This window comes from Halomonas kalidii (genome assembly GCF_030010475.1).
In the GTDB taxonomy this organism is placed as follows: Bacteria; Pseudomonadota; Gammaproteobacteria; order Pseudomonadales; family Halomonadaceae; genus Halomonas; species Halomonas heilongjiangensis.
The window spans coordinates 372237-394560 of record NZ_JASCQN010000054.1 but is presented as its reverse complement, the minus strand read 5'-3'; the positions used below and the strand labels follow the sequence as shown (position 1 = coordinate 394560).

The following is a 22324-nucleotide window of genomic DNA, read 5'->3' as shown; positions in this document are numbered from 1 at the left end:
TCAGCCTGTCATCTGGATGCGTACCCGGCGGCGCCTGGAGGCATCACCGGACTCGGGGTCGACGAAGGTGGTCCAGCCGAGCTGGCAGCTGCCGGCTTCGCCCAGGCGCATCGGTCGCACGGCACTGGGCAGCAGCTCGAGCTCCAGGTCGTAGGCCAGCGGCTCGCGCAGCACGAAGTCCACCAGGGTCCTGAGCGGCGCGTGTTCGCCCCCGTCGGGCAGGAAGTCGCGGAAGCGCTCGAGACTCAGGCCCCTCAGGCAGAGCGCGAACTTGCCGCCGATGTCGGCGACGCGTTCACCGGCGATCATGTCCTCGCCCAGCGTCATCGCCGACCTGCCGGAACGGCTGCGCTGGTCCTCGGGAATGTCGACCCAGCGGTGGACCCACTCCTCGAGGTGGACGTCGTCGAGGTCGAAGCAGTGGCCGACGATACTGCACACCACCTCCGGCGAGCGCGACCGCCCCGCCAGCAGGCCGGCGTAGGCGAGCATCTTGCTCCAGTTGATCGGCGTCTCGCCGCGCAGCTCGCTGTCGGCCAGCCCCACCAGGGCGAAGATGGCAGCGGAGAAGCCGTCGCTGGCGCCATCCTGGTAGCGCACATAGTGGCGATACTTGCGCCAGGCACGATGGACCAGGGTCAGCAGGCGATGATTGAAGAAATCGAGGAAGTCGCCGGCGGCGCCCTCGTGGTGCGCGGCGTCGTGGGCCAGGCTCTCGAGGTAGTAGCCGGGCAGCGGCGACTGGGCGCCCTGCAGCCCGAGGAAACTGACTTCCAGCTCGTAGCCACCGTCGGCACCGGGCGCCAGGGCCACCACGTCGCTGCCGGGGAAGCCCAGCGACGCCGACGCCTTGTAACGCACCCGTTCAGGCACGCTACCGCCACCACCACCTTCGAGATCATCGTCGTGGTGGCGATGCAGCAGCTCGACGAGCTGGTAGAAGTCGTAGCGTCGGGCCCCCTCGAGCAGGGCCGCCGGCGCTACATCAGAGGCTGCTGGCCCGACTGCAAGGTCCATGTGTAACGCTCACGGTTGTGTCGATTGATGACGTGCAGTTCGTGGAACGAGTTGATGCTGGCGTAGAGCGAGAAGAACCGTGCCAGCACGCTGCCGAACAGGTAGAGGCTGCCCTCGTCGCCGAAGGCCTCCTGATCGAGGGTCATGACCGAGCGCAGGCCGCGTATCGGCAGGCCACGCTTGAGCCGGTCGATGGATTGCGTCTCGATGGCGGTGATGCCCGCCAGGCGCATCTGGGAGACGCGCTCCGCCTGGCGGTCGACCAGCGCCCGGAAGTCGTAGGCGCGCAGCACCGAGCACAGCGCGTCCCGCTCGAGCAGCGACAGGTAGTTGAGCGACAGGTTGGAGATCAGCGTCCACAGCAGGCTGCCGTCGAGGGTCGGCCGCAGGGCCGGTGTCGGCCGGGTGATGTTGCGAAAGTCGGCATGCACGGGGCTGCTCTCGGTGGACACGCAGACATCGCCCACGGTCAGCCGCTCGGGCAGCTCGCGGTTGCTGCAGGTCAGCCGCAGCGAGATGGTCTCGCGCATGCCGAGGCACGCCCGTTCGTCGCCGCGCACGAAGGCGATGTCGTGATCGAAGCCGTCGCCGCGCAGGCTGTCGCGCACCCGCACCCGGTAGTAGAGCGCCTGGCGGTCGCGATCGCGCTCGATCTGATGCTGGAAGCTCTCGAACGGCACATAGGTGCGCGGCTCGCCGCGCACCTTGCCGGACTCGCTCTCCAGCCAGCCGTTGACCGCATCGACACTGAACACCTCGTAGTGCGACGGGGCGCGACTGCTGGGGCGAATGCGGTACTCGCTGCGCTCGCCGCTCAGGTCGATGGGATCGGCGTCGTGGGAGAACAGGTTGATGGCCGGCGTGCAGTAGAGCGCCAGGTGCTCGTCGCGCACCCGGGCATCGGCCGGCAGGGTGCGCGAGAAGACGAAGCGCAGCGTCAACCGTCGCGCCTGACGCGCGGGCAGGTGGCGTCCCAACGAGGCCAGGTCGATGAAGTGGAAGGCCTCGGGGAAACAGAGGTACTCCTGCAGGATGCGGTAGCCCTGGTAGGCGTTGCGCGGATAGGGCAGCAGGGCGTGCTCGCGCTCGAAGCCCACCGGCTGCAGCAGGCTGCCCGGCAGCGGCACGCGCTCGCCGTCGACCTCGAGTTCGAGGCGCGACAGGTAATGACTCATCCACAGGTAGAGGCTGCGGGCCGTGTAGCCGTTGCCGCCCAGGTGCAGGCGCAGGTCGTCGATGCCCAGCTCATCGAGCGGCTGGTCGCTGTGCACGTCGAGATTCAGCTCGACCACCGAGGCCTCGCGGGAGTGGCGCGCCTCGACGCCGGCGTGCTCGAGGGGGTAGAGCGCCACCTCGTGGCAGGTACGGAAGCGGCAGGCCGTGCCGTCCACCGGCCGGCACCCCAGCGAGGTGCCCTCCGCGACACGCTGGCAGGCGCTCAGGGCATGCCATTTCGGCGTGAACTGCACCACCGTCATGCTCGGTACCGGGCGCAGGTAGTTGGGCCACAGCATGCCGATCAGCGAGTGGGTCAGCTCGGGGAACTCGTCCTCGACCTTCTCGCGCATGCGACCGGTCAGGAAGGCGAAGCCCTCCAGCAGGCGCTCGACATCCGGATCGGTGCTGCGCTCGGAGAGGAAGCGGCTGAGGCCGGGATTGGCGTCGGCGAACTCCCGCCCCTGCCGCTTCAGAAAGTCGAGCTCGTCCCGGTAGTAGCGATTGAGCATGCGCGCCTCGTTCCCTGGGTGCTTAGGTGCTCAGTTCAGGCACTGGTAGCGTTTGTCGTTGAGCAACAGATCGATGGTGGTCTGAGCGTTGTCCCGGCCAAGCTCCAGGGTCGCGTGAACCTGGAAGCGCAGTTGCAGGGGGTCGCCGCCATGGGGCAACGACTCGACCTCCACCCGTTGTACGCGAGGCTCGAAACGTTCGATGCACTGGCGGATGGCGCGCTGGATGTTGAGTTCCAGATCGAGCACGCCGATGGTGGCGTCGTTGAAGTCCAGCAGCCCCAGCTCCGGCGCGCACTCGCTGTGCCCCGGGTGGCTGTTGAGCAGGTCGACGAGATGACGCTTGATGGACGCGACGGCGTCGGCAAGGCTCGCTTCGCCCCCTGGCTCGGCCGGCTGTCCGGCCAGGCGCTCGAACAACCGGTTGCCGAGCACGCCACCACGGTGAAGGGTCATGGCAGCGGCACTCCCTTACTCCTTGTCGAGGCGTCCCACCAGCGACAGCTCGAAATTGGCGCCCATGTACTTGAAGTGCGGGCGCACCGCCATGGAGACCTGATACCAGCCCGGGTCACCCTCGACGTCCGAGACCTGGATCGAGGCTGCCCGCAACGGACGACGGCTGCGCACCTCGGCCGGCGGGTTCTCCTGGTCGGCGACGTACTGGCGAATCCAGGCGTTGAGCTCGCGCTCGAGGTCCTGGCGCTCCTTCCAGGAGCCGATCTGCTCGCGCTGCAGTACCTTGATGTAGTGCGCCAGGCGATTGATGATGAACATGTAGGGTAGCTGGGTGCCGAGCTTGAAGTTGGTCTCGGCGGCCTTGCCCTCGGCGGTGTTGGCGAAGACCTTGGGCTTCTGCACCGAGTTGGCGGAGAAGAAGGCGGCGTTGTCGCTGCCCTTGCGCATGGTCAGCGAGATGAAACCCTCCTCGGCCATCTCGAACTCGCGGCGGTCGGTGACCAGCACCTCGGTGGGGATCTTGGCCTGCAGCTGACCCAGCGCCTCGTAGGTGTGCACCGGCAGGTTCTCGACGGCGCCGCCGCTCTGCGGCCCGATGATGTTGGGGCACCAGCGGTACTTGGCGAAGCTGTCGGTGAGCCGCTCGGCGAGCAGGTAGGCGGTGTTGCCCCACAGGTAGTGCTCGTGGTCCTCGCTCACCGTTTCACGATAATTGAAGCTCTTGACCGGGTTCTCGACCGGGTCGTAGGGCATGCGCAGCAGGAAGCGCGGCGCGGTGAGCCCCAGGTAGCGGGCATCCTCGGACTCGCGCAGGCTGCGCCAGCGGGCGTACTTCGGGCCCTCGAAGATGGCCTTGAAGTCCTTGATGTTGGGCAGCTCCTCGAAGCTGTCGATGCCGAAGAAGCTCGGCGCCACCGAGGAGAGGAAGGGGGCATGGGCCATGGCCCCCACCGCCGAGGTGTACTGCAGCAGCTTGATGTCCGGGGTCGACGGCGAGAAGTCGTAGTGACCGATGATGCCGGCCACCGGCTCACCGCCGAACTGGCCGTACTCCGCCGCATAGACGTGCTGGTAGAGCCCGCTCTGGCTGATCTCGGGGGCGAACTCGAAGTCCTCGAGCAGTTCACCCTTGGTGGCATGCAGCAGGTCGAGCTTGATGTTCTCGCGGAAGTCGGTGCGATCGACCAGCAGCTTGAGGCCGCGCCAGGCCGACTCGAGCTGCTGGAAGCCCTGCTCGTGGAGGATCTCGTCCACCTGGCTGCCGATCTTGCGGTCCAGCTCGACGATCATGCGGTCGACCACCGACTTGTTGACCTGGGGCGCCTCGCTGTCGCTTTGCAGCAGCTCGGCGATGAACGCCGCCACGCCCTGCCTGGCGATGTCGTAGCCCTCATCGGCCGGCGCCATGCGGGTCTGCGCCATCACCTGATCGAGAAGGGAGTCTTCGGCCCGGGCCTCGGCGGCCTGGCCCTGCGTTTGTGCCGTATCGCTCATGAAATTGCCTCGCGTCCTTATGCCTGGCTTGCGTCGCCTGCCATCACCCGCTCGATGCGGTATCAGGCATCACCCTTGTCGTTCGTATCGAGCAACTCGAGCTCCGAGAGCAGCTGCTGACGCGCCTCATCGCTCTCCAGCAGTTTCTGCAGCCGATCGCGGAAGGCCGGCACGTTGCCCAGCGGCCCCTTGAGGGCGACCAGGGCCTCGCGAAGCTCGACCAGCTTGCGCAATTCCGGCACCTGTCGCGCCACGCTGTCGGGGGCGAAGTCGTCCAGTGACTTGAAGGCGAGGTTCACCGCCAGGTCGGTGGGCTCGTCGCCCTCGGCGAGGCGATTGGGCACCGACGCCTGCAGGCCGAGCCCCGCCTCGCGCATCACCGACTGGAAGTTGTTCTTGTCCACCGAGACCTTGTCGCGCTCCTCGATCGGGGTCTCTTCGGCCCCTCCCTTGAAGTCCCCCACCACCAGCAGCTTGAGCGGCAGCTCGGTTTCCGCCTGCTGATCGCCGGTGGCCGGCACATACTTGATGTTGATGCGCTCTTTCGGCGCAACGGTCCCTTCCTTTGCCATGGTGGAGCTCCCTGACGTACCCGCTTTTCATTCGAACGATGCCTCGCTGGACGGGCTCCGATTGCCGGACAGCCACGAACGGGAGAGGCGCAACCGCCTTGTTTCTGCCCGAGACGGACGAACCGGCGGATGCGCATCACGGCACACGCCGATGACCGGCCCATGCCCAAGGCATCGTCAAGATTGCTGTTAATGAGGCGTGAGGGTAATCACACAGGGAGTGGATGCCAAACGGGGGCAACGGCAGGTCGCGGTGCTTCCTGCCACCCCTTGCGACCATCGCTCTTGTCGGGAATGGTCTACAAAATGCTGCAAAAGATCACCTACGGTCTTCAATTGTTCCGTTCTGGAACACGGGGAAAACCGCTTGATTACAGGCTTTGTAGGAAATCGTCTACAAGAATATAAGAAATTACCGCCACTCAAACTCAGCCATGACGCCGCCGGGTTCCGCCCGAGGAACCAGCGGCGGCCACTCGACACGACTTGCCGGGCAGGTCGGCGGAGACAACCACACGGGCAGCAGGACGGCCGAAGGCGGACCGGCAGACGACTGACAGGGGTGAGGAAGTGGGGCCGGGGCGGATCATCGCCCACCCCGCGCCGGAGCAGGGGCGGCGTCAGGGCAGGCGAGCACGGATCGACGCCTCGATGCCGTCGGCATCCAGCCCGCACTCGGTGAGCAGCTCGGCGGGCTTGCCGTGCTCGACGAAGGCGTCGGGCAGTCCCAGGTTGAGGACCTCCACCTGCACGCCCTCGGCGACCAGCAGCTCGTTGACCGCGCTCCCGGCGCCACCGGCCACCACGTTCTCCTCCAGGGTCACCAGCAGGTCGTGCTCGTCGGCCGCGGCGAGCACGGCGTCACGGTCCAGCGGCTTGATGGAGCGCATGTTGAGGTGAGTGGCATCCAGGGTTTCGGCGACGGCCGCCGCCGGGCCATTGAGGCTGCCGAAGGCCAGCAGGGCGACCCGGCTGCCCCGGCGGCGCAGCTCGGCCTTGCCGATCGCCAGCGGCTCCAGATGCCCGGGGATCTCCGCCCCGGGGCCGGTGCCACGGGGGTAGCGCACCGCGGCGGGGCCGGGATGGTGGTAGGCGGCGCTGAGCATGGCGCGGCACTCGGCCTCGTCGGCCGGCGCCAGCACCACCATCCCCGGCACGCAGCGCAGGTAGGAGAGGTCGAGACTGCCATGGTGGGTGGGGCCGTCCTCCCCCACCAGGCCGGCGCGATCGATGGCGAAGGTGACATCGAGTTCCTGCACCGCCACGTCGTGGATCAGCTGGTCATAGCCACGCTGCAGGAAAGTCGAGTAGATCGCCACCACCGGCTTCATGCCCTCGCAGGCCAGGCCGGCGGCCAGCGTCACCGCATGCTGCTCGGCGATCGCCACGTCGTAGTAGCGCCCCGGATGCTCCTGGGAGAAGCGGATCAGGTCGGACCCCTCGCGCATCGCCGGGGTGATGCCGATCAGCCGCTCGTCGGCGGCCGCCATGTCGCACAGCCAGTCGCCGAACACGTTGCAGTACTTGAGTTTCTTCTTGACCGGCGCGGCCGGCTTGAGCGGCGGCGGGGTGCCGCCGTGCTTCTCGAGCTCGTTCTTTTCCAGCTTGGTGATGGCGTGGTAGCCGATCGGATCGGCCTCGGCGGGCAGGAAGCCCTTGCCCTTGCGGGTCTTCACATGCAGGAACTGCGGGCCCTCCAGGTCACGCATGTTGCGCAGGGTCTGCACCAGCAGCGGCAGGTCGTGACCGTCGATGGGGCCGATGTAGTTGAAGCCCATCTCCTCGAAGAGCGTCGCCGGGCTGACCATGCCCTTCATGTGCTCTTCCGTGCGCCGCGCCAGCTCGAGCGCCCCGGGCAGGTGCGAGAGCACCTTCTTGCCGCCCTCGCGCATGGTGGTGTAGGGCTTGCTGGCCAGGATCCGCGCCAGGTAGCTGGCGATGCCGCCGACGTTCTCGGAGATCGACATCTCGTTGTCGTTGAGCACCACCAGCAGGTTGGCATCGACGTGACCGGCATGGGCCAGGGCCTCGAAGGCCATGCCGGCGGTCAGCGCGCCGTCGCCGATCACCGCGCAGACCCGGCGCTGCTCGCCGCGGGTGCGGGCGGCCAGGGCCATGCCCAGCGCCGCCGAGATCGAGGTGCTGGAGTGCCCCACGCCGAAGGTGTCGTACTCGGACTCGGCCCGCCTCGGGAAGGCCGCCAGGCCGCCATACTGGCGAATCCGCTGCATGGCCTCCCGGCGCCCGGTGAGGATCTTGTGCGGGTAGGCCTGGTGCCCCACGTCCCATACCAGGCGGTCGTGGGGCGTCTCCAGCGCCTGGTGCAGGGCCACGGTGAGCTCCACCACGCCGAGACCCGCACCGAAGTGCCCGCCACTCACCCCCACGCTGTAGAGCAGGTAGGCGCGCAGCTCGTCGGCCACCTGCAGCAGCTGTGTCATGGACATGGCGCGCAGGGAGGCCGGCGTTTCCAGGGTGTCGAGCAGCGGCGTGGCCGGACGCTCGACGGGAATGTCATCGAACAGCTTCATGGGGGTCATCTGTCGTCGTCAGTGGTCACGCTCGATCATGTAGCGCGCGAGGTCAACCAGGGGGGCACCTGCCCCGCCCAGCGGGGCCAGGGCGGCGACCGCGTCCTCGACCAGCTCATGGGCCCGCGATCTCGCCCCATCGAGCCCCAGCAAGGCGGGATAGGTAGGCTTGTCGCGGGCGGCGTCGGCACCGGAGGCCTTGCCCAGGGTCGCGGTGTCGCCGGTCACGTCGAGCACGTCGTCGTGGATCTGGAAGGCCAGGCCGATGGCGTCGGCATAGGCCTCCAGGGCCGCGAGTCGCGGATCCTCCTCGTCGACGGCGACCAGTCCGCCCAGGCGCACCGCGGCACGGATCAGCGCGCCTGTCTTGTGGCCATGCATGGTGGCCAGGGCCTCGACGTCCGGGTGGCCACCGACGGCGGCGAGATCCAGCGCCTGGCCGGCGGCCATGCCATCGCGACCGGCGGCCACGGCCAGGGTCAACATCAGCGCCGGCAACCGCGGGTGAGCGGCCCGGGCCAGCACCTCGAACGCCAGGGTCTGCAGGGCATCGCCGGCCAGGATCGCCGTGGCTTCGTCGAAGGCCTTGTGCACCGTGGGCTGGCCGCGGCGCAGGTCGTCGTCGTCCATGGCCGGCAGATCGTCGTGGACCAGCGAGTAGGCATGGATCAGCTCCAGGGCCATGGCCGGGGCGTCGAGGTCCTCGTCACGCCCCCCCAGGGCGCGCCCGGCGGCGTAGACCAGCACCGGCCGCAGGCGCTTGCCGCCCACCAGCACGCCGTGCCGCATCGCCGCCTCGAGCCGGGGTACCGGCCCCGAGCGCGCCACGAAAAGCGCCTCGAGGCGAGCGTCGACCCGGGCCCGGTCGGTGGCCAGACGGGCCACCAGGGCATCAGCGCTCACCGTCGTCCTCCGTGGGCGGGGGGGCAAAGGGTTCGAGCTCGACGTCCCCTTCGGGCCCCTCGATCAGGGTGCGCACCTTGAGTTCCGCCTCGTCCAGGCGGCGCTGGGCATCGCGGGCCAGGCCCACGCCCTGTTCGAAGGCCGCCAGCGACCCTTCCAGCGACAGCTCGCCGGACTCCAGCCGTTCCACCAGCTGCTCGAGCCGCTCGACGGTGGCGGCGAAGTCCATCGAGGCCGCCTCGCCTTCCGCCAGGTCGGGCGACCGCTCGTCACGCTCTGCCATGGGACCCCTTGCCAGTCACGAATCCAGAAAGGCGACAGTATACACGCTCTCCCCGGGGGGGCGTCTGCCCCGGGACCGGGTCGGGCAACATGCAGGCGGCTCATTGGAGCAGCGCAGCATTTTCATCTTCGCTCATGCCCGCTGTGCTACCATGGGCGCCCTGTTTCGAGCCTGCCCTAGCCCGCAGCCGTTCCTGACCGGCTGGCCACCAGGCTCTCCAACGTCACGACACCGCATGCGGCTCGCACCGAAGAAGGGGTTGATTCGACCATGGCCAAAACGTCCCTGGACAAGAGCAAGATCAAGATCCTGCTGCTCGAGGGCGTCCACCAGAGCGCGGTGGACAATTTCCTGAACGCCGGTTACACCAACATCGAGCACCTGCCGACCTCACTCGACGAGGAGACGCTGATCGAGAAGATCCGCGACGTCCACTTCCTCGGCATCCGCTCGCGCACCCAGCTCACCGAGCGCGTCTTCGCCGCCGCCGAGAAGCTGGTCGCCGTGGGCTGCTTCTGCATCGGCACCAATCAGGTCGACCTGACCGCCGCGCTGGTGCGCGGCATCCCGGTGTTCAACGCCCCCTACTCCAACACCCGCTCGGTGGCCGAGCTGGTGCTCGCCGAGGCGATCATGCTGCTGCGCGGCATTCCCGAGAAGAGCGCCCGCGCCCACCGTGGCGGCTGGCTGAAGTCGGCGAAGAATTCCCACGAGGCACGCGGCAAGACCCTGGGGATCATCGGCTACGGCAGCATCGGCTCGCAGCTCTCGGTGCTGGCCGAGTCGCTGGGCCTCGACGTCATCTACTACGACGTGGTGGCCAAGCTGGGCATGGGCAACGCCCGTCAGGTGGCGAGCCTCGAGGAGCTGCTGGCCCGGGCCGACGTGGTCAGCCTGCACGTGCCGGAGCTGCCCTCCACCAAGTGGATGATCGGCCAGGAACAGATCGCCCTGATGAAGCAGGGCGGCATCCTGATCAACGCCTCCCGCGGCAGTGTGGTGGTGATCGAGGCGCTGGCCGAGGCGCTCTCCGCCGGCAAGCTCAACGGCGCCGCCATCGACGTCTTCCCGGTGGAGCCCAAGGGCAACAACGAGGAGTTCGTCAGCCCGCTGCGTGGCCTGGACAACGTCATCCTCACCCCGCACGTCGGCGGCTCGACCCTGGAGGCCCAGGAGAACATCGGCATCGAGGTCTCCGAGAAGCTGATCACCTACTCCGACAACGGCACCACCGTCACCTCGGTCAACTTCCCGGAGGTCGCCCTGCCGGCCCACCCGGGCAACCATCGCCTGCTGCACATCCACGACAACGTGCCGGGCGTGCTCTCCGAGATCAACCGGGTGCTCTCCGAGAACGACATCAACATCTCCGGCCAGTACCTGCAGACCAATGAAAAGGTCGGCTACGTGGTCATCGACGTGGACAAGGCCTACGGGCAGCAGGCGCTCGACGCCCTGCGCCATGTGGAGCACACCCTGCGGGTGCGGGTGCTCTACTCCGAGACCAGCTACGCCGAGTAGGGTCTCCCCGTCCAGGCAGTGACAGCGAGCCGCCGCGTCGCATCGACGCGGCGGCTTTTCTTGTGCTAAAGGTTAGTGTTCAAACGATTGACTGCCCCAGGGGCACGCCACAGGGATTTCCGCCATGCCGACCGGACCGGCCTATCTGATCGTGGTGCTGGTGTGGGCCTCCACCCCGCTGGCCATCAAGTGGAGCGCCGAAGCCGGCGCCCCGGTGGGCAGCGTGATGCTGCGCATGCTGATCGCCTTGCTCATCGGCCTGGCGGTCCTGCTCGCCCTGGGTCGTCGGCTGCGCCGCGACCGCCGGGCGCTGGCCAGCTACGCCGCCGCGGTGCCCGGTGTGTTCGGCGCCATGGCGCTGAGCTATCACGCCTCCATGAGCCTGCCCTCGGGCATGATGTCGGTGATGTTCGGCATGGCGCCGCTGATCTCGGGGCTGATCCTCCAGGCGCTGCCCGGGGCCACCAAGCTGCGCCGCTGGCACTGGCTCGGCTGCGGCCTCGGCGTGCTGGGCCTGGCGGTGGTGTTCGCCGACAGCCTGGCGCTGGGACGCGACCAGCTCGCCGCCCTCGCCATGATGCTGGCCGCGGTGACCCTGTTCAGCGGCAGCGGTATCGCCGTGCAGCGGGTGGCCGCCGGGCTCGGTCCGCTGGAGCAGACCCTGGGCGCCCTGGCCTTCAGCCTGCCGTGCTTTCTCGCCCTGTGGCTGACCAGCGGTGAATCCTTGACCATCCCGCTCAGCCCCCGCGGGCTCTGGTCGGTGCTCTATCTGGCGCTGTTCGGGTCGCTGCTGGGCTTTCTCTGCTACTTCCTGATCCTCTCGCGGCTGCCCGCCGCCACCGTGGCGCTGGTGACCCTGATCACCCCGGTGCTGGCCCTGACGCTCGGCATGACCCTGAACCGGGAGCAGCCCTCGGCCACGATGCTCGCCGGTGCCGCGCTGATCCTGGTGGCCCTCGGCGCCTACCTGTTCGGCGACCGCCTGGCCAGGCTCAAGGCCGAGGCGGCCGCCCTGCGTAGCCCGGAATAGCCGGCGGGACCAACTTTGGTCGCAGGCGTGTCGACAACGGCCTGTCGAACGCTAGGCTGCAGGCTGTCCCGTCCCTCACTGGAGATCCCCCCATGCCGGATGACGCCCCGGTACTGCGCCATGACACCGACGGCGTGACCACCCTGACCCTGAACCGACCGCGCCACTTCAACGCCCTGTCCGAGGAGGTGATCGCCGCGCTCGGCGCCGAATTCGACCGGCTGGCCGGCGACGAGGACGTGCGCTGCGTGGTGCTCGCCGCCGAGGGCAAGGCCTTCTGCGCCGGCCACGACCTCAAGCAGATGCGCGCCACCCCCGACAAGGCCTATTACCAGGCGCTGTTCGCCCGCTGCGGCGAGCTGATGCAGGCCATCGTCGCCCTGCCGGTACCGGTGATCGCTCGGGTGCAGGGCCTGGCCACCGCCGCCGGTTGCCAGCTGGTGGCCAGTTGCGACCTGGCGGTCGCGGCACGCTCCGCCCGCTTCGCGGTCTCCGGCATCAATGTCGGGCTGTTCTGCTCCACCCCGGCGGTGGCACTGAGCCGCAACGTGGGCCGCAAGCGAGCCATGGAGATGCTCTTCACCGGCGAGTTCATCGGCGCCGACCAGGCCCGGGACTGGGGACTGGTCAACCGGGTCGCCGAGGACGACCACCTCGACGCGGTACTCGGCGAGCTCACCACCAGCCTCTGCGCCAAGAGCCGCGTGGCGCTGCGTACCGGCAAGGCGATGTTCCACCGACAGCTGAGCATGCCGCTGGAGGAGGCCTACGCCTATGCCGGGGAGACGATGGCCTGCAACATGATGGCCGAGGATGCCAGCGAGGGCATCGACGCCTTCATCGACAAACGCGCTCCTCGCTGGCGGCATCGATAGCACGTGGCGGTGAACAACGAGCGCTGCAGGCACCGAATGGAAGCCATTTCCGCAACCGAGACAGTCCTGCCTCGACGGGGTATGCTGTGGCTTTTGTCGCGGGACGAGAGGGAGAGCATCAGGTGAGCGAAGGCAAGCGCAGAACGGCGGGGCGACCCGCCGGATCGGGCAAGAGTACCAGCGGCCACAGCCAGTCACTGGTCCGGGGGCTCAACATGCTCGAGCGCCTGGCGGCCAGCCCCGGCGGCCTGGCGCTCTCGGAGATCGCCGAGCAGGCCGACCTGGCGCCCTCGACCACCCATCGCCTGCTCCAGGCACTGCAGAGCCAGGGCTTCGTGACCCAGGACAACGAGCTCGGGCTCTGGAAGATCGACGTCAAGACCTTCCGCATCGGCAACAGCTTCCTCGAGGCCCGCGACTTCGTGGCCACCAGCCGCCCCTTCCTGCGACGCCTCACCGCCCAGACCGGCGAGACCGCCAACCTCGGCATCCGCGACGGGAGCACCGCGGTGTTCCTCGCCCAGAGCGAATCACCACAGATGATGCGCATGATCACCCGCCTCGGCTCCCGGGCGCCGCTGCACGCCTCCGGGGTGGGCAAGGCGCTGATGGCCTGGCTGCCCGACGACGAGTTCGAGCGCGTCCTCGACGAACGCGGCCTGGCCCGGGTCACCGAGAACACCCGGCACACCCCCGAGTCGCTGCGCGAGGAACTCGCCCGGATCCGCCGCCATGGCTATGCCTGCGATCGCGAGGAGCACGCCATCGGCCTGCACTGCGTGGCGGCCTGCCTGCACGACGAGCACGGCATCCCGCTGGCGGCCATCTCGGTCTCGGGGCCGGTGGCCCGCATTCCCGAGTCGCGGCTGGTGGAGCTCGGCGAGCTGGTGCGCGAGACCGCCGCCGAGATCACCGCCCGACTCGGCGGCCGACTCCCGGAGACCGAACCGGTCGGCTGAGTGTAGCCCCCCTCGTGAAACGCGGTGCGCCCGGCCGAGAGCCCGAAGCGGTGTGTGATCGGGCCACCCTGAATCGGACTTCAGGGCCGGCGGCATCCATCAGGCGTCGAAATACAAGGTAAACTCGTAAGGGTGGGGGCGAAGGCGCACGGCGGAAACCTCGTTTTCCATCTTGTAGTCGATCCAGGTCTCGACCACGTCCTCGGTAAAGACATCGCCCTTGAGGAGGAACTCGTGGTCGTTTCGCAGCGCTTCCAGGGCTTCTTCCAGGGAGGACGGCGTCGAGGGAACTTCCGCCAACTCCTCCCGGCTCATCGAGTAGATATCCTTGTCGAGGGGATCGCCGACCTCCAGCCGGCTCTGAATCCCGTCCAGCCCCGCCATCAGCATTGCCGAGAATGCCAGGTAGCCATTGCATGAAGGATCTGGAAACCGCACCTCGATCCGTTTCGACTCGGGATTGGTTTGGTACATGGGGATGCGTACCGCTGCCGAACGGTTGCGACTGGAATAGGCCAGGTTGATCGGCGCCTCGAATCCCGGCACCAAACGCCGGTAGCTGTTGGTGGTGGGATTGGTGAACGCGGCCAGGGCCGGGGCATGCTTGAGAATGCCGGCGATGTAGTGCACGGCCAGAGGGCTGAGACCTGCATAGCCGTCGCCGGCGAACAGCGGCTTACCGTCTTTCCAGAGGCTCTGGTGTACGTGCATGCCGGTCCCGTTATCCTGGAATACCGGTTTTGGCATGAAAGTGACGGTCTTGCCGTGGCGGCGGGCCACGTTCTTTATCACATACTTGTACCACATCAGGCCGTCCCCCATTTCCTGGATGGCCAGATAACGCATGTCGATTTCACCCTGTCCCGCCGTTGCCACCTCGTGGTGATGAGCCTCGACACGATAGCCAAGCTTTTCCAGGGTCAATACCATTTCGGAGCGGATGTCCTGCAGCGAATCCGTGGGTGGCACAGGGAAATATCCTTCCTTGTACCGCGGCTTGTACCCCAGGTTTGGCCACTCTTCCCGCCCGGTATTCCACTGGCCTTCTATCGAATCTATGAAGTAGTAACCACATTGTTGGTTCTGTGCATACCGGACATCGTCGAGGATGAAGAACTCGGCTTCCGGGCCAAAATAGGCGACATCCCCAATGCCCGTGTTGTTCAGGTAGTCCGCCGCTTTGCGCGCGATATTTCGGGGGTCACGACTATATGCCTCGCGGGTGACGGGATCCACGATATCGCAAATCAGGGAGAGCGTGGCAACTTCGGTGAAGGGATCAAGTACTGCGGTATTCGGGTCCGGGACCACCAGCATGTCGGAGGCGTGGATCGCCTGCCATCCGCGGATTGATGAGCCGTCAAAGCCGATCCCGGCATCAAAAGCGTTTTCATCCAATTCACTGACAGGAATGGAGAAATGCTGCCACATCCCCAGGATATCGGAGAACTTCAGATCCACGATTTCGCAATGCTGGTCCTTCGAGAACTCGAGGGCTTGTTTCGGATTCATGCCAAGCCTCCCGCACCGGCCGATACGGTCACTTATTGATAAAGGTGCTGTGCCTTTTCCGGTGTATCGTTGGTTGGGAAACGTCCTCTACACCCCACAGGGGCTCGAAGGCCCTTGCTGAGGAGATGGTTGTTTAGGCTAATGTATAAGCGTAGTCCGGGAGTGACAACTTTGCCAGAGAGAAGGGCACGAGTGCCCGCCCAAAGGCACAAGTGCCGATGATTGATAGCCCGTTGCTGATATTGCAATAGCCGGGGGCCTCCGGGCGGTAGCGTCGTCAGGCGCTACGTTGCGTTTTAAAGGTTGCAACGGAGGTAAAGCACGCCCTCGTCCCTGACGATATGTAGCCCTTGCCTTCCAGCCGCAAACCTGCCGGCGTCTTTCGCACCCGGCTCGCTCTTGTAGGCGATAAAGTCGTCGTAGCTGACCACTTCGGCACCGATAAAGCCCCTTTCGAGACCGGTGTGGATTATCCCTGCCGTCCTACTACAACAAGTTGGCGAAGATCAGCGCGGTCGGCATCACCGCGAACAGCATCGCTGTGGTGCGCACCGCAACGCTAGCCGATGCGCTCGAGCTGGCGCTCCAGCTTGCGCATGGCGTGAAGCAGGTCACGGTATTCGCCGGCGGTCAGGGTCGCCACCAGTTCGGCCTCCCAGGCCTGGGCCTCGGGAATCAGCTCGCCGAGCAGTGCCTGGCCTGCCTCGGTGAGACGCAGGTCGTGCAGCCGCTGGTCGCGGCTCGAGGGACTGCGGCTGATCAGGCCGCGATCCACCAACGCCTGCACCGCCCGCGAGACCCGCGCCTTGTCCATGCGCGTCGCCTCGCAGATCTGCTTGGCATTGAGCAGGTCGCGGTGACTGAGCCAGGCCAGCACCCGCCACTGGGCCACGTTGAGCGCGTAGCGCTCCTCGTACATTCTCGCCAGTTCGTCGCTGATGCGATCGGCCAGGCTGTTGAGCCGATAGGGAAGGAACTGGTTGAGGTCCAGCTCGGGCTTGGTGGGCAGTCCTGCCCGGTTGACGCCCTGCCGCGCGTCTTCCGGAGCCGGCGGCACTTGCTTGCGGTCCATCCAGCGATCTCCCTGTCGATCACGATACGCCGGCCCTGTTGCCCGGCGAGGTCAGTAGAGCAGTTGCGGCAGGAACAGCACGATACCCGGGAACACCAGCACCAGCAACGCGCGCGCCGTGCCCGCCACCCAGAACGGTGTCACCCCGCGGAAGATCGTCCCCGTCGACACGTCCGGCAGCACCGCCCGCAGCACGAAGACGTTCATCCCCACCGGTGGCGTGATCAGGCTGATCTCGATCACGATTACCACCAGGATCCCGAACCACACCAGGTCGTAGCCCAGCCCCGCCACCACCGGGAAGAACACCGGCACCGTCAGCAGCAGCATCGACATGCTCTCGAACACGCAGCCCAGCAGCACGTAGATCGCCAGGATCACCAGGATCACCACGAACGGCGCCACATCGAGCCCGTTGACGACGGCCAGCAGGTCATTCGGCAGCCCGGCGCGGTTGATGAAGTTGGCGAAGATCAGCGCCGTGAGCACCACGGCGAACAGCATCGCGGTGGTGCGCACCGTGTCCATCAGCACGTTCATGAGCACCCGCGGGGTCAGCGCGCGACGCAACAGGGCGATCACGAAGGCCCCCATGGCGCCGATCCCGGCGGCCTCGGTGGGCGTGAACACCCCCAGGTAGATGCCGCCGATCACCAGCACGAACAGCGCCAGGGTGCTACCCACGCTCTTCAGCGCGGCGATCCGCTCAGGCCAGGCCACCCGCTCGCCGGCCGGGCCGGCCGCGGGGTCGCGCCACAGCACCCACTTCACCGCCGCGAGATACATGATGATGCCCAGCATCCCGGGAATGAAGCCCGCGGCGAACAGCTCGCGGATGCTGGTCTCGGTGAGGATCCCGTAGATCACCAGCATCACGCTGGGCGGGATCAGGATGCCCAGGGTGCCGCCAGCGGCGATCGATGCCGCGGCCAGCGAGTCCTTGTAGCCGTACTTGCGCATCTGCGGCATGGCGACCCTGCCCATGGTCGCCGCCGTGGCCAGGCTCGAACCGCAGATCGCGCTGAAGCCGCCGCAGGCGACGATGGTGGCCATGGCCTGACCGCCCTTGCGGTGGCCGAGGAAGCCGTTGGAGGCCCGGAACAGCGCATCCGACAGCCCGGCATGGGAGACGAAGTTGCCCATCAGGATGAACAGCGGGATCACCGACAGCCCGTAGTCCATGCCGGTGTCCACCACCCGCCGCGCGGCCATCGCCTCGGCGGCGCTCCAGTTGCCGGTCAGGTAGTAGAAGCCGACGAAGCCGACGATGCCCATGGCGAACGCCAGCGGCACTCGCAGGAAGGCCAGCAGCAGCAGGGCGGCGAAGCCGTAGAATGACTCGATCATTGATCGCCTCCCGGGCTCAGCGACCCACCGCGTTCGACCACCTTGAGGCCCTCCAGGAAGTAGAGCACGGCACGCCCCAGGGTAAGCAGCGCGGAGACCGCCAGCATGATCGCCATCAGATAGATCAGGTAACCGGTCTGGATGCGCAGGAATTCGGTGACGTCACCCCACTCGAAGGCCCGCTCGCCCAGCGCCCAGACGCGCCCGGCCATCACCCACAGCGCGCCGGTGACGATCAGGTTGACGATCACCTGGCGCAGCCAGATCCAGCGCGCCGGGAAGATCGCGTCGAGCAGGTCGACACTGATGTGCTCCTCGCGCCAGCACACCACCGGCAGCGACAGGAAGATCACCGCCGCCAGCATCAGCTGGGTCAGCTCCACGGCACCGAGGATCGGCGAATTGAAGAAGTAGCGGCCGCTCACGTCGGCGGTGGTCAGCAGCATCATGGCGAAGAGGGTGGCGCCCGCCACCCCCTCCAGCCCCAGCTGCATGACTCGGCCAACGCGCGACCAGGGGGTCGACATGCTAGTCATGGTCGGCTCCTGACGGGGGTTATTCCTGCACCACGCGCGATTCGATGCCGTCGCCGTCTGCCGCCACGGACAGCTGCTCACGGAAGAAGCTCAGCGCCTCCTTGGCATCCAGGTCGCCACGGCTGACCTTGTCGGCCCACTGGTCGATCAGCTCGTCGCTGATGTTCCCGAGCATGGCGATATCCTCCTCGGAGGCCTGGGTAAAGGTGTTGCCCAGTTCCTCGGCAAAGGCGACACCGCGCCCGTCGGAGACATCCATCATGTAGCCGAACAGCCGTGAGAGGGACTCTCCCGAGACCGCCTCGATGGCCTCGCGATCCTCGGCGGAGACCCGGTCCCAGACCATCGGGTTCATGACGATGGCGAAGCTGCCGCGGTAGAAGCCGCCGTCGACCTGCAGGGTATTGGGCAGCACCTCGGCCACGCGGAAGCTGCGCAGCCCTTCGAGGGTCAGCATGGCGCCGTCGATGACCCCCTGGGAAGCCGCCTCGTAGACGCCGGTGGGCGGCAGCGCCACGCCGGTCACCTCGAGGGCATTGGCCAGTTCGGTCATCACCCCACCGCCCACGCGAAGGCGCTTGCCGGGGAGTTCATCGAGGCTCTCGACGTGCTCGGCGGTGAAGATCTGGCCGGGGCCATGCACGCCCACGGCCATGACCTCCAACCCCCTGTGCTCGTTGGCCTGGGCCAGGTGCTCCTGGTGAGTGCGCCAGTAGGCGGCGGAAGCGGCCTCGGACGAGAAGTCCTCGAAGGTGGGAAACTCCGGCAACTGCGTCAGTTCGAAGCGCCCTGCCATGTGGCCGTGGAAGATCCAGCTGGCATCGGCGACGCCGTCGGCGACCAGTGCCATCTGGGCCGCGGGAGGCCCCAGGTCCTCGGTGACCTGGAGCGTCACGCGGCCCTCGGTGGCCTCCTCGATCCAGCTCTTCCAGGTTGGCCAGACGATGGTATTGATACCGTGGTTCGGCCCGCCCCAACTGCTGACGTTGATGGTGGTCTGGGCCAGGGCCTGCGAACTCAGGGTCGCCGCGGTCAGGGTGCCCAGCATCAATCCGGTTATCTTGTTCATTGTGCTCCTCCGTCGTCACGGGATGGCGGCCAGGGCGCCGCCCCTTCTTGTAATGAGATCGTCGCGATGTCGCCGATGATGGCGGTTGCCAGCCGGGCGACTCGGCCTGCGGCGGTCGGAGGCCGCGGAGCCGGCGTCATTTGCGGATACCTTGCCTGCCAATTAGTCTCTTTTGCAACTACAAAGACGTTATGACAGCTTAAACTTAAGTCTAATCACGGCTTAGATTCCAGCTATCACAGTAACTTATCGAGATCCAGGCGCCGTGATATCACCAGCAGGCGCGGTGATGGCTGGACAACCAGTTTCAACAGCAACTATTATCTTGCCACTGACCGATCCCATGGCAGAGACAATGACGACGGGGCCAAACCCGACGACCCGACGACACCGGAGGAACCATGAGCAAGAAATTCGCCTCGCACGCCGACACCGAAGAGAAGCAGATCAGCTTCACCAAGCTGGCCGAAGGCCTCTATGCCTATACCGCCGAGGGCGACCCCAACACCGGCATCGTCATCGGCGACGACAGCGTGATGGTCATCGACACCCAGGCCACCCCGATCATGGCCCAGGACGTCATCCGCCGGATCCGCGAGGTCACCGACCTGCCGATCAAGCACGTGGTGATGACCCACTACCACGCCGTGCGCGTGCTGGGGGCCTCCGCCTACGACGCCGAGAACATCTACGCCAGCCAGCACACCTTCGAGCTGATCGAGGAGCGCGGCCAGCAGGACTACGAGTCCGAGGTCGGCCGCTTCCCGCGCCTGTTCAAGGGGGTCGACTCCGTGCCCGGCCTGACCTGGCCGAACATCGTCTTCCAGCAGGAACTGACCGTGTTCATGGGCAAGCGCGAGGTGCGCATCATCCACCTGGGCCGCGGCCACACCAAGGGCGACACCATCGTCTGGCTGCCCGAGGAGCAGGTGATGTTCTCCGGCGACCTGGTCGAGTACGGCGCCACCCCCTACACCGGGGATGCCTACCACGAGGACTGGCCCGCCACCCTGGACCGCCTGCAGGCGATGGCCCCGCAGAAGCTGGTGCCGGGCCGCGGCGACGCCCTGCAGACCCCGGAACAGTGCCAGGAGGCCATCCAGGGCACCCGCGACTTCCTCGCCGACATGTACGAGAGCGTCAAGGCCGGCAAGGCCGCCGGCAAGCCCCTTTCCGAGTGCTATGCCGAGACCTACGCCAGGCTCAAGCCGAAGTACGGTCACTGGGTGATCTTCGATCACTGCCTGCCGTTCGACATCACCCGCTGCTATGACGAGGCCGGTGGCGAGCACCCCGACCCGCGCATCTGGACCGCCGAGCGTGACAACGAGATGTGGCACTCGCTGCAGGACGTCGTCGAGAACCAGTAAGCCGCTATTTCCATGCCATGCCTGGCGAGCGGCGCCGAGGCAGGTTCGTGGAAGCCTGCCCCGGAACCGCCGCGGTCGGAGGAACCATGCCAACCACCTACAAGAATCCCGTCTACCCGTATCGACGCCCGCCCGAGCTGGACCGCGCGGACGTTCGCCACTGCCCGGTGGTGATCGTCGGCGCCGGCCCCACCGGCCTCGCCGCCGCCATCGACCTGGCGCAGCAGGGCATCGATAGCGTCGTGCTGGACGACAACAACACCGTGAGCGTCGGCTCGCGGGCGATCTGTTTCGCCAAGCGCACCCTGGAGATCCTCGACCGCCTCGGGTGCGCCCAGCCCATGCTCGACAAGGGCGTGACCTGGCAGCACGGCCGCGTCTTCTTCCAGGAACGCGAGATCTACGACTTCGACCTGCTGCCCGAGGATGGCCATCGCGTGCCGGCCTTCATCAATCTGCAGCAGTACTACTTCGAGGAGTACCTGGTCGACCGCGCCGGCGAGCTTGCCGAACGGATCGACCTGCGCTGGAAGCACAAGGTCACCTCGGTGGACAGCCAGCCGGACCGCACCCTGGTCGCGGTGGCCACCGAGGACGGCGACTACCGCCTCAACTGCGACTACCTGCTGGTGGCCGACGGCGCCAACAGCAAGATCCGCGACATGCTGCACCTCGAGAGCAAGGGCCAGGTCTTTCAGGACCATTTCCTGATCGCCGACGTCATCATGAAGGCCGACTTCCCCACCGAGCGCTGGTTCTGGTTCGACCCGCCCTTCCACCCCAACCAGTCGGTGCTGCTGCACAAGCAGCCGGACAACGTCTGGCGCATCGACTTCCAGTTGGGCTGGGACGCCGACCCCGAGGAGGAGAAGAAGGAGGAGAACATCCGCCCCCGAGTGCAGGCGATGCTCGGCGAAGAGGTGGAATTCGAGCTGGAGTGGGCCAGCGTCTACACCTTCCGCTGCCGCATGATGGACGATTTCATCCATAACCGGGTGGTGTTCATGGGCGACGCCGCCCATCAGGTCTCGCCCTTCGGCGCCCGCGGTGCCAACGGCGCCATCCAGAGCACCGACAACCTGGCGTGGAAGCTGGCCCGGGTGCTCAAGGGACAGGCCCCTGAGGCACTGCTCGCGACCTACAACACCGAGCGTCAGCAGGGGGCGAAAGAGAACATCCTCAACTCGACCCGGGCGACCGACTTCATCACCCCGAAGAGTCGTATCAGCCGGCTGTTCCGCGACACCACCCTGGAGCTCGCCGAGCACTATCCCTTCGCCCGCCGCCTGGTCAACAGTGGCCGGCTGTCGCTGCCCTGCCGCTACGACGGTTCCCCCCTCAACGGCCCAGGCGCCGAGGGCTTCCCCCGCGAGCTACGCCCCGGCAGCCCGGCCAAGGATGCACCGATCCGTCTGGCCGGGGAGGACGCCTGGTTGCTCAACCGGCTCGGCGACCGCTTCGTACTGCTCCTCGACGGCCGGGTCGGTACCGCCGAGGCCGAGGCGCTGAGCGCCGACCTCGAGGGGCTGCTGGATCGCCAGGCCGACCTGGACCTGCTGCTCGTCGGCCCCACCCCCCATGCCCTGACCCAGCTGCCGCGCAGCGTGGTGATCGAGGACGCCGAGGGACTGGTCGGCGAGCGCTACGGGCTGCGTGCCGGTGCCGGCTACCTGATCCGCCCCGACCAGCATGTCACCGCCCGCTGGGCCGAGGTCACCGCCGAGGCCGTCGGCGACGCCGTGGACCATGCCCTGGGCGCCCATCTCGATACCCTTCGCGAATCTCGTCGCGACACTAATTCCAACACCCCGGGAGGCCACCATGCCACGGCTTGAACTGTCCCCCAACTTCACCGACCCGGACGCCTTCTACGCCGCGCTGACCGAGCTGCATCGCGAATGCAGCGAGGCACGGAGCGAGCGCATCAACGCCCGCCTGATCCTGCTGCTGGCCAACCATGTCGGCGACCAGCAGGTGCTCGAGGAGGCCCTGGCCATCGCCGGTCAGGTGGCCGACACGGCCAGCGAACAATAGCGAGGAACTCCAG

At 66.9% G+C, this 22324-nt stretch carries 21 protein-coding genes; 7 read left to right on the top strand and 14 right to left on the bottom strand.

The window, feature by feature from the left end; translation table 11 throughout:
- The 8 genes from tssG to QLQ85_RS22305 all read right to left on the bottom strand — a co-directional run bounded on the left by tssG (position 1) and on the right by QLQ85_RS22305 (position 8986).
- The gene (gene tssG, locus QLQ85_RS22340; RefSeq protein ID WP_282722389.1) at positions 1-1017 is read right to left on the bottom strand and encodes a type VI secretion system baseplate subunit TssG; all 1017 of its coding nucleotides are present in this window, start codon (positions 1015-1017) and stop codon (positions 1-3) included.
- Positions 981-2744 carry a type VI secretion system baseplate subunit TssF gene (tssF, locus tag QLQ85_RS22335; RefSeq protein WP_282740999.1) on the bottom strand — a complete coding sequence of 588 codons (1764 nt, stop codon included), beginning with the start codon at positions 2742-2744 and terminating at the stop codon, positions 981-983. The genes tssG and tssF overlap by 37 nt, the downstream gene beginning before the upstream one ends.
- Before the next feature lie 30 nt (positions 2745-2774).
- Entirely contained in the window at positions 2775-3200 is a 426-nt protein-coding gene (tssE, locus tag QLQ85_RS22330; RefSeq protein ID WP_282740998.1) for a type VI secretion system baseplate subunit TssE, read from the bottom strand.
- Positions 3201-3215: 15 nt separating this feature from the next.
- Complete coding sequence (gene tssC, locus QLQ85_RS22325) at positions 3216-4697, bottom strand: type VI secretion system contractile sheath large subunit (protein WP_282740997.1); 1482 nt, start codon at positions 4695-4697, stop codon at positions 3216-3218.
- Between the two features lie 62 nt (positions 4698-4759).
- The gene (gene tssB, locus QLQ85_RS22320) at positions 4760-5269 is read right to left on the bottom strand and encodes a type VI secretion system contractile sheath small subunit (protein WP_102627664.1); all 510 of its coding nucleotides are present in this window, start codon (positions 5267-5269) and stop codon (positions 4760-4762) included.
- A gap of 620 nt (positions 5270-5889) precedes the next feature.
- Entirely contained in the window at positions 5890-7800 is a 1911-nt protein-coding gene (dxs, locus tag QLQ85_RS22315; protein ID WP_282722408.1) for a 1-deoxy-D-xylulose-5-phosphate synthase, read from the bottom strand.
- 18 nt (positions 7801-7818) lie between these two features.
- On the bottom strand, positions 7819-8703 hold the full coding sequence (locus QLQ85_RS22310) for a polyprenyl synthetase family protein (protein ID WP_282740996.1): 885 nt from the start codon (positions 8701-8703) through the stop codon (positions 7819-7821).
- A complete protein-coding gene (locus QLQ85_RS22305) occupies positions 8693-8986 on the bottom strand; it encodes an exodeoxyribonuclease VII small subunit (RefSeq protein WP_282740995.1) in 294 nt (97 codons plus the stop codon). Before QLQ85_RS22305 ends, QLQ85_RS22310 begins: the two co-directional genes overlap by 11 nt.
- Before the next feature lie 270 nt (positions 8987-9256).
- On the opposite strand from QLQ85_RS22305, the gene serA reads away from it, so the two are divergent.
- From serA to QLQ85_RS22285, 4 genes are all read left to right on the top strand, one after another.
- Positions 9257-10507: a phosphoglycerate dehydrogenase gene (serA, locus tag QLQ85_RS22300; protein ID WP_282722394.1), complete on the top strand. Its 1251-nt coding sequence runs from the start codon at positions 9257-9259 to the stop codon at positions 10505-10507.
- A 124-nt stretch (positions 10508-10631) separates the two neighbouring features.
- Positions 10632-11537: a DMT family transporter gene (locus tag QLQ85_RS22295; protein WP_282740994.1), complete on the top strand. Its 906-nt coding sequence runs from the start codon at positions 10632-10634 to the stop codon at positions 11535-11537.
- 92 nt (positions 11538-11629) lie between these two features.
- Positions 11630-12412: an enoyl-CoA hydratase gene (locus tag QLQ85_RS22290; protein ID WP_282740993.1), complete on the top strand. Its 783-nt coding sequence runs from the start codon at positions 11630-11632 to the stop codon at positions 12410-12412.
- A gap of 122 nt (positions 12413-12534) precedes the next feature.
- Positions 12535-13371, top strand: a complete 837-nt coding sequence (locus QLQ85_RS22285; RefSeq protein ID WP_282722396.1) for an IclR family transcriptional regulator — start codon at positions 12535-12537, stop codon at positions 13369-13371.
- A 99-nt stretch (positions 13372-13470) separates the two neighbouring features.
- Here QLQ85_RS22285 and glnA read toward each other — a convergent pair whose 3' ends face one another.
- From glnA to QLQ85_RS22260, 6 genes are all read right to left on the bottom strand, one after another.
- A complete protein-coding gene (glnA, locus tag QLQ85_RS22280) occupies positions 13471-14883 on the bottom strand; it encodes a type I glutamate--ammonia ligase (RefSeq protein ID WP_282740992.1) in 1413 nt (470 codons plus the stop codon).
- A gap of 296 nt (positions 14884-15179) precedes the next feature.
- The gene (locus QLQ85_RS22895; protein WP_407650434.1) at positions 15180-15314 is read right to left on the bottom strand and encodes a hypothetical protein; all 135 of its coding nucleotides are present in this window, start codon (positions 15312-15314) and stop codon (positions 15180-15182) included.
- Between the two features lie 128 nt (positions 15315-15442).
- Positions 15443-15955 (bottom strand): MarR family winged helix-turn-helix transcriptional regulator, encoded by a 513-nt coding sequence (locus tag QLQ85_RS22275; RefSeq protein ID WP_282740991.1) that lies wholly within the window; start codon positions 15953-15955, stop codon positions 15443-15445.
- Positions 15956-16006: 51 nt separating this feature from the next.
- Positions 16007-17302 carry a TRAP transporter large permease gene (locus QLQ85_RS22270; RefSeq protein WP_282740990.1) on the bottom strand — a complete coding sequence of 432 codons (1296 nt, stop codon included), beginning with the start codon at positions 17300-17302 and terminating at the stop codon, positions 16007-16009.
- Complete coding sequence (locus QLQ85_RS22265; protein WP_282740989.1) at positions 17299-17838, bottom strand: TRAP transporter small permease; 540 nt, start codon at positions 17836-17838, stop codon at positions 17299-17301. Before QLQ85_RS22265 ends, QLQ85_RS22270 begins: the two co-directional genes overlap by 4 nt.
- A 19-nt stretch (positions 17839-17857) precedes the next feature.
- Positions 17858-18907 (bottom strand): TRAP transporter substrate-binding protein, encoded by a 1050-nt coding sequence (locus tag QLQ85_RS22260; protein WP_282740988.1) that lies wholly within the window; start codon positions 18905-18907, stop codon positions 17858-17860.
- 401 nt (positions 18908-19308) lie between these two features.
- Here QLQ85_RS22260 and QLQ85_RS22255 point away from each other — a divergent pair, with 401 nt between their 5' ends.
- The 3 genes from QLQ85_RS22255 (at position 19309) to QLQ85_RS22245 (ending at position 22311) form a co-directional block, all read left to right on the top strand.
- A complete protein-coding gene (locus tag QLQ85_RS22255; protein WP_282740987.1) occupies positions 19309-20277 on the top strand; it encodes an MBL fold metallo-hydrolase in 969 nt (322 codons plus the stop codon).
- A gap of 86 nt (positions 20278-20363) precedes the next feature.
- Positions 20364-22112, top strand: coding sequence for an FAD-dependent oxidoreductase (locus tag QLQ85_RS22250; RefSeq protein WP_282740986.1), 1749 nt, complete (start codon positions 20364-20366; stop codon positions 22110-22112).
- Positions 22099-22311, top strand: a complete 213-nt coding sequence (locus tag QLQ85_RS22245) for a DUF2783 domain-containing protein (protein WP_282722404.1) — start codon at positions 22099-22101, stop codon at positions 22309-22311. Before QLQ85_RS22250 ends, QLQ85_RS22245 begins: the two co-directional genes overlap by 14 nt.
- Positions 22312-22324: the final 13 nt, after the last annotated feature.